At 68.3% G+C, this 5,532-nt stretch carries 5 protein-coding genes and 1 pseudogene; 1 reads left to right on the forward strand and 5 read right to left on the reverse strand.

Annotation, left to right across the window (positions count from 1 at the left end):
• Positions 1-92 precede the first annotated feature (92 nt).
• The 3 genes from ACFXA3_RS34020 to ACFXA3_RS34030 form a co-directional block, all read right to left on the reverse strand.
• Positions 93-2,114, reverse strand: coding sequence for an FG-GAP-like repeat-containing protein (locus ACFXA3_RS34020; protein WP_385193301.1), 2,022 nt, complete (start codon positions 2,112-2,114; stop codon positions 93-95).
• A 123-nt stretch (positions 2,115-2,237) separates the two neighbouring features.
• Entirely contained in the window at positions 2,238-2,507 is a 270-nt protein-coding gene (locus ACFXA3_RS34025) for a hypothetical protein (RefSeq protein WP_385193304.1), read from the reverse strand.
• 6 nt (positions 2,508-2,513) lie between these two features.
• Positions 2,514-2,714, reverse strand: a complete 201-nt coding sequence (locus ACFXA3_RS34030; RefSeq protein WP_385193307.1) for a hypothetical protein — start codon at positions 2,712-2,714, stop codon at positions 2,514-2,516.
• Between the two features lie 290 nt (positions 2,715-3,004).
• Between ACFXA3_RS34030 and ACFXA3_RS34035 the strand changes: the two genes are divergently transcribed.
• A complete protein-coding gene (locus ACFXA3_RS34035) occupies positions 3,005-3,979 on the forward strand; it encodes a helix-turn-helix transcriptional regulator (protein ID WP_385193310.1) in 975 nt (324 codons plus the stop codon).
• A gap of 267 nt (positions 3,980-4,246) precedes the next feature.
• Here the strand turns inward: ACFXA3_RS34035 and ACFXA3_RS34040 are convergent.
• Positions 4,247-4,525 (reverse strand): annotated as a pseudogene (locus tag ACFXA3_RS34040) (transposase); the annotation flags it as partial.
• Positions 4,522-5,370 (reverse strand): putative RNA methyltransferase, encoded by an 849-nt coding sequence (locus ACFXA3_RS34045; RefSeq protein WP_385193312.1) that lies wholly within the window; start codon positions 5,368-5,370, stop codon positions 4,522-4,524. The gene ACFXA3_RS34045 and the pseudogene ACFXA3_RS34040, both read right to left, overlap by 4 nt.
• Positions 5,371-5,532: the final 162 nt, after the last annotated feature.

The raw sequence follows: 5,532 nt of genomic DNA on the forward strand, positions 1-5,532 counted from the left end.
GACTTGCAACATACCCCTGGTGGGGTCGGCGGGGGCCAGGGGGGCGCGGGCGGGGGGCATGTAACCCGCCGCCCCGGTCGGAGGGCCGGCCGTCAGGCGAGCTTGCTGGCGTCCCAGTTCCAGCTGCCGCTGTTGGCGCTGTCCCAGGTCAGGGCCGGGCTGTTGAAGCCGGTACCGTTGCTGGAGAACTTCCACAGGCCGGTCCGGTTGGTCCCGTTGTCCTGCTGGCCGTAGCCGTACAGCACGCCCACATCGGTCTTGCCGTCGCCGTCGAAGTCACCCGAGGTGAGCTTGCTGGCGTCGGTGTTCCAGCTGCCGCTGCCCGAGTCCCACTTCTTGGCCGGGCCGTTGAAACCGGAGCCGGTGCTCGTCATCGTCCACAGCGCGGACTGGTTGCGGGAGTCCTCGCTCTGGCCGTTGTTGTAGAGGACGCCGATGTCGGCCTTGCCGTCGCCGTTGTAGTCGCCGACCGTGATCTTGGAGCGGTCCCAGTTCCAGGAGCCGGTCGTGCGGTCGTCGTTGTCCCACTTCTTCACCGGACCGTTGAAACCGGAGCCGGTGCTCGTCATCGTCCACAGGGCGGTCAGGTTGGTGCCGTCCGTCTGCTGGCCGATGTCGTACAGCATGCCGATGTCGGCCTTGCCGTCGCCGGTGAAGTCGCCAGCCACGATCTTGGAGCGGTCCCAGTTCCAGGAGCCGGTCGTGCGGTCGTCGTTGTCCCACTTCTTGACCGGCGCATTGAAGCCGTTGCCGGTGCTCGTGAACGTCCACAGGGCGGTCAGGTTGGTGCCGTCCGTCTGCTGGCCGATGTTGTAGAGCACGCCGACATCGGTCTTGCCGTCGCCGTCGAAGTCACCCGAGGTCACCTTGGAGCGGTTCCAGTTCCAGGACCCGGTGCTCTCCCACTTCTTGACCGGCGCGTTGAAACCGTTGCCGTTGCTCGTGAACGTCCACAGGGCAGTGTGGTTGGTGCCGTCCGCGTCCTGGCCGTTGTTGTAAAGGACTCCGATGTCCGACTTGCCGTCGCCATTGAAGTCGCCCGTCGTCACCTTCGAGCGGTCCCAGTTCCACGAACCGCCGCCGGAAGCGGCGCTGTCCCACACCTTTACCGGCTGGTTGAAGCCCGTACCGTTGCTGAGGTACGTCCACAGGCCGGTGTGGTTGGTGCCGTCTCCCTCCTGGCCGTAGTCGTACAGCACACCGATGTCGGCCTTGCCGTCTCCGTTGAAGTCAGCCTGGAAGGTGGAGGTGGCCTCGCCGTTGGAGGTGATGACCTGGGTGCGGGAGGTACCGGTGTTTCCGTTGGTGTCGGTCGCCTCGACGGACACGATGTGCTTGCCGTCCGGGACCCGGCTGGTGTCGAAGGCATACCCGTACGGGGCGTTCGTCTGCTTGCCGCCGACCGGCTTGCCGTCCACGTAGTACTGAACTGAGGCCACCGGGTACGTGCCGGCGGTCGTCGAAGCGGACAGGTCCGCGACGCCGGAGGCAGTGCCGCCCAGCCCGTTCAGGGTGACCTTCGGCGGAGTCGCCGCCTGGAGCTTCGGCGAAATGTAGCCGCTGATGGTCTGGCCCCAAGGCGCCTGCCCCACCCGGTACGAGGTGGTCGTGCTGGTGCTGACGATGCCCTGGGGGTGAGTGGAGTGGCCCTGGTTTCCACCGGTGATCGTGACCTGGTCGCCGTTCACCGCCGTGACCATGGCGACGTGCTGGGCGTAGCCGTTGCTGTAGCCGAAGACGACGGCGTCGCCGACGTGCGGGTTGGAGGACTTGGTCCCGTATTTCACGCCGTACTCGTAGAAGCTGGCGGCACCGTCGGTGAGCGTGCTCATGCCCGTGACGTTGTAGTGGGACCAGACCCACCCGACGAAGTCGGCGCACCATGCGTGCGCCTGGCCCCCGTAGCCGTTGCAGCTGTTGCTCTGGTTGATGTCGTCGTCGTAGCCGCCGTTGGCGCAGGGTCCGTTGCCGTTCTGGCTCTTGGCCAGCGATGCCATCTGGTCCAGCTCCGAAGCGGCCTGGGCGGGCCCCATACCGAGGCCGGAGATCGCTGCGGCGGCGACGAGGGCGGCGAGTCCGGTCTTCAGACGGGAGGTGTTCTTGGTCTTGGACATGGCGAGTCTCCTGGAATCGTGCATGGCGGTGCCTTCTCAGTGGCGTGGTGGGGCGTACTTCAGTGCGGCGTCGGGGCTCCGACGCAGGGCATGACCCGGTGGCGCGGGGCGCCTGCCGGAAGTTCAGGGCGCGGCGACGGTGTAACCGTGCGCGGCGATGGGTGTGTCCACCCGGGTGAGCAGCGTGCGCATCTGCTCGAGGGCCGAGGTATCGCAGTGGGCGCGTACGAAGAGGAAGAGGTCCAGACCGTGCTCGGTGGGGCGGGGCCGGATGTGCTCCAGGCCCTCTGCCTGAGTGGCGTGCGCCCAGAGCAGGTCGTGGATGAGGTGGGAGGACCCCTGGGGGGCCGGTCCTGGAAGGGTGCGGTGCAACGAGGCCTGGATCACCCACACGTGGCGTCAGTCCCAGCCGATGACGCGCTTGTCCGCGGCCGCGGAGTCCCATCCGATGACGGGAGCGCCGGCGGAGAGCGCACGGTAGGAGTCCCAGCCGATCACTCCGGTGCCTGCGGAAGGTGCGGCGACGGCGGCGGATGCGGCGCTGATGGAGAACAGAGCGGCCAGGCCGGCGGCAGCGATGAAGTGCGTGGTGCGAGACATGACGTTTCCCCCGAGTAAGGCGATGGCGGTTGCGATGCGGGTGGTGCGCGCTGCTCCGGCACGACCTTTCGGCCCTGGCCTGGGGTGGGGCTTGTTTGCCCCGCCGTCCCGGTGATCAATATCTTGCTGCCCAGGTCAGGAGGCTGGAAGTGGTTCGGGCTGGCACCCTGCTGCCTGGCAGCTTGGTGCCGCCCGGCAGGACTGGGCGGGGGGCGGCTTAAGATCATCTGTGGGCGGTCTGACCTGCCCGTCCGTACGGAACAGCTGGGGGGCTGGGGATGCTGGAAGCGTTGGGGCTCGATGGGGACGAGGAGTCCGTGTACCGGGGGATGCTGACGGATCCGGCGGGTGGACTGGCCGAGTTGAGCGCACGCCTCGCGCTGCCGGAAACCCGCGTACGGGACGCACTGGACCGGCTCGTCGACCTGAACCTCCTGACATCCTCCCGCGAGACCTCCGGCGGACTGCGGGCCGTCAGTCCCGAGGTGAGCCTGGAGCTGATCCTGCGCCGCCAGGAGGAGGACCTTGCAAAGCGCCAGCAGCAGCTGGCCGCGAGCAAGGCCGCGGCCGCGCAGGCCATCGCCGAGTACGCCGGCCTGCGGCCGAACACGGAGACCGACGGCACCGAGCGCCTGGTGGGGATCGACGCCATCCAGGCGCGCCTGGAGATCCTGACCCACAATCTCTCCGAGGAATGCCTCGCGATCATCCCCGGTGGCGCCCAGTCACAGGCCAGCCTGGACGCCTCGCGCCCACTGGACGAACGGGCCATCTCCCAGGGCGTCGAACTACGGGCCGTCTACCAGGACAGCGTCCGCAACGACCCGCCCACCCTCGCCTACGCCCAGTGGACCACCGAACGCGGCGGCCAGGTCCGCACCAGCCCCGTACTGCCACCGCGGCTGCTGGTGTTCGACCGCACGACGGCCATCGTCCCAATCGACCCGGCCAACTCCCGACTCGGCGCGCTGTGCACGACGGCACCAGGCATCGTCACCTCGCTGATCACACTGTTCGAGCAGACCTGGGAGACTGCCGTACCCCTCGGCGCGAACCGCAATCCGCCGACGCAGGACGGCATCAGCACCGGTGAGCGGGAGCTGCTGAAGCTGCTGGCGGCCGGGCTGACGGACGATGTCGCGGGCAAGCGCCTCGGGGTTTCGCTGCGCACCGTACGCCGCCAGATGGCCGGGCTGATGGAACGCCTCCACGCCACCAGCCGGTTCGAGGCCGGTCTCAAGGCTGCCCAGCGCGGCTGGCTGTGACGGCACAACCCAGAGCACCCCTCCGCGGCTGCGTTCCCCCAAGGAAAAACGTGCTCTCCATCAGCGCCTCCGCCTCCGACGCCGCGCCGTCAGCCGGGAGATGACCGGCTCGCCCACCCAAACCACACAACCCCAGGTCAGAAGCACGGCCACTGTGCAGATTCAATGACTCCCAACACCAGCAGCAGAAAACAGCCACCTCCCACTGGACCGGGCGGCAGGTGTCGAAGCCGTAGCGGCGGGCGAAGGCCGGCCACCTCGAGTCGCCGCGCTTGCCTGGGAGGTCAGTCGCGCCAGAGCCGAGTCCCACGTGCCGTCAGCGGCCCACCTGCGATGTCGCTTCCACACCGTCTGCCAGGGTCCGAACACCTCGTGGGGCAGGTCTCGCCAGGGCATCCCGGTGCGGTACCGGTAGATGATTCCCTCGGTGACGCGGCGGTGGTCGGCGAACGGGCGCCCTACTCTCCCCGCGTTACAGGGAAGGTAGGGCGCCAGGCGTGCCCACTGTTCGTCCGTCAGTAGGCGCGTGCGCCCGCTCGTGGTCACCGAGGCCGGTAGGCGGTGGCCAGCACGGACACGGTGACCTGGTCGGGCACGAAACCGTAATAGCCCAGGTCCGAACCGTTCAGATGGCGTGCGCTCGGCGTCATCCCCACCAGATCAAGGGCCTCCGGTCGGGTCAAGGACGTGACGTACTCCACCAGCTTGGTATCCGCGGCCTCGAAGAAAGGGGTCAGCACCTTGTGCAGACGACGTTCCTTGGCCGGGTCGATCGCAACCATCCCGGGCACCTGGCTGCGCAATTCGAGCAGGTGCCTCCCGGTCGGACGTACCACGACCAACCGACCACCCGGGCGCAACACCCGGTGAAACTCGATTGGGTTGCGCGGTGCGAACACGTCCAGCACGACGTCGGCCATCCCGTCAGCCAGTGGAAGGGGGCGGAAAACGTCCCAGGCCGCAGCGGCTGCTCGCTCATGGGCACGGGCCGTCGCGCGCAGGGCGCGCACCGAGGTGTCCAGACCCAGACCGCGGGCACTGGGCAACTGCTCAAGGACGCCGGCCAGGTAGTAGCCAGTGCCGCACCCCACGTCCACCACGGTGCTCTGCCCGGGCACGGCGTCGGCCGCCAGGTGAGCCACGATCCGGCGGATCGGCCCGTACCTGCCTGTGGCCAGAAACCGGTCCCGGGCTCGGGCCATGGCCGCGTCGTCGCCGCTGGTGGCACGGGCGCCCGTCAGGAGGCTGACATAGCCATGACGGGAGATGTCGAAGGTGTGGCTCGCCGGGCAGCGCAGCGCGCTGCGGCCGGAGTGGAGACAGGCGCCGCACGTCGGACAGCGCAGGAGATCGAGGAACGATTCGAGGGCAGGGGGAAGCGAAACAGGCACAAGACACTCCTGGCAACGGTGAAGGGAAGGAACCGCGCCTGCACGCGCGCTCGGAAGATGGCCGTCCAAGGAGGACGGGATCGGCGGCGGCCCTTGGTGCGGGCAGCGCCGAAACGCGGGTCATGCGGCAGGCATACCGAGGAGGGCGATGCCGTCCGGCAT

The sequence above is a fragment of the Streptomyces sp. NPDC059456 genome (genome assembly GCF_042750055.1).
GTDB lineage: Bacteria > Actinomycetota > Actinomycetes > Streptomycetales > Streptomycetaceae > Streptomyces.

What these genes read in the sequence shown, in the direction of transcription:
- ACFXA3_RS34030 (WP_385193307.1), bottom strand. Translation starts at nt 2,714, where the DNA reads ATGTCTCGCACCACGCACTTCATCGCTGCCGCCGGCCTGGCCGCTCTG.
- ACFXA3_RS34020 (WP_385193301.1), bottom strand. Translation starts at nt 2,114, where the DNA reads ATGTCCAAGACCAAGAACACCTCCCGTCTGAAGACCGGACTCGCCGCC.